Raw genomic sequence first — 252 nt, forward strand, 5'->3', positions numbered from 1 at the left:
TTTTCCGGAAAAAAAGCGAGATTGTGAAGCGTAAGGGGTGCACAGTGATGGCGCACCGGCGGCTAAGAGGGTATATTACATGAGAAGAGGAGAGGATATCTTGATACACCAGGGAGAGAAGATCTACGGCCGGGAATCGCTCACAGCAAAAGCCCTCGGGATCCTTCCCTCCTATAACGCCTATAGAAAGACGTACGATCTCCTCCAGCGGTCTCAACGATGGAGCCGTGAGGAACTCACGGCCTACCAGAT

Source organism: Methanoculleus sp. UBA291 (assembly GCF_002499755.1).
GTDB classification, from domain to species: Archaea; Halobacteriota; Methanomicrobia; order Methanomicrobiales; family Methanoculleaceae; genus Methanoculleus; species Methanoculleus palmolei.